The sequence below is a fragment of the Alicyclobacillus hesperidum subsp. aegles genome, assembly GCF_027923525.1.
Classification (GTDB): Bacteria; Bacillota; Bacilli; order Alicyclobacillales; family Alicyclobacillaceae; genus Alicyclobacillus; species Alicyclobacillus aegles.
Genome location: NZ_BSBJ01000069.1, coordinates 1 through 351, shown reverse-complemented (window position 1 = coordinate 351; position 351 = coordinate 1). Strand labels below are relative to the sequence as shown.

At 49.6% G+C, this 351-nt stretch carries 1 protein-coding gene; it reads right to left on the bottom strand.

Annotated elements, in window-relative coordinates; all coding sequences use genetic code 11:
• Positions 1 to 37: 37 nt before the first annotated feature.
• A partial coding sequence (locus QMF38_RS12355; protein ID WP_281759621.1) for a transposase occupies positions 38 to 351 on the bottom strand: 314 nt, incomplete at its 5' end.

Genomic DNA, 351 nt, shown 5'->3' with positions numbered 1-351 from the left:
TTTTTTTTTGCGTTCTGTGCTTGCAAGGTAGCTCCTCCTACGCGGATAAAGCCGCCTTCTTCATCAGATTGTGGGCTAAACTTACGAGCCCCACTTCAATGTGCGTCTTAAATAAGCCCCGCAGGTGAAATCTGCGGAACCCGCGATTGGCTTTTAGTTGCCCAAACACGCTCTCAACCTCCACCATACGTCTGACTGAGAGTTCTCGGCCTTCCTCACTTGACAGACGTTCCCTTGTCATTTGTTTGTATCTTTGGAGCTCGCGACTTACGCCGATTTGTCGATTACCCAACCCTTTTGTGCACCGAGCTCGTATCGGGCATGTTCCACAGGTGTCACATCTGTAATATC